Below are 451 nucleotides of genomic sequence, written 5' to 3'. Positions count from 1 at the left end.
GTATTTAGTTTCTTGCTTTCTTTCAGTTACTGTTATTAGATTGGGGGGCAATGCCTCCATTGCTATTGCATGCATGCTCATAGCCTATCTCGCAGTGACGGACGGTAGGGCTATTTGGCGAGCACTAAGTGAAACTTCGGGTAGACGAATCGTGCTTTTGGCCCATTATATTTTCAATATTCTACTCGTAAATCTTGCCGCATGGATTGGGCTGTTTACCTCACCTTTATATACCGCCATAGTGCCACCGCCCGACGAGCTTTTATCAGCTGTATGGACGGCCGCATTTGTAGCGGTAATCGCCACAATTTTCCTGAGAGTTTTGACTGGTGTCAGGTTGGGGGAAATTTCAAGTCTAGATTCGGCGCAAAATGACATCGGCCGTGAAGCCTGGGAATATATCCCCAAGGCGGCCCGTGCGTACGACTGTGATCCGCACCTGATGATGGCC

General features: G+C 48.6%; 1 protein-coding gene. It reads left to right on the top strand.

What is annotated here, in order from left to right:
• Positions 1-151 precede the first annotated feature (151 nt).
• Positions 152-451, top strand: a 300-nt coding sequence (locus IG178_RS25775) for a hypothetical protein (protein WP_226895756.1), incomplete at its 3' end; no start/stop codon positions are given.

The organism is Neoluteolibacter marinus, assembly GCF_014904755.1.
GTDB classification, from domain to species: domain Bacteria; phylum Verrucomicrobiota; class Verrucomicrobiia; order Verrucomicrobiales; family Akkermansiaceae; genus Haloferula; species Haloferula marina.
This window is presented reverse-complemented; position numbering and strand designations above follow the sequence as displayed.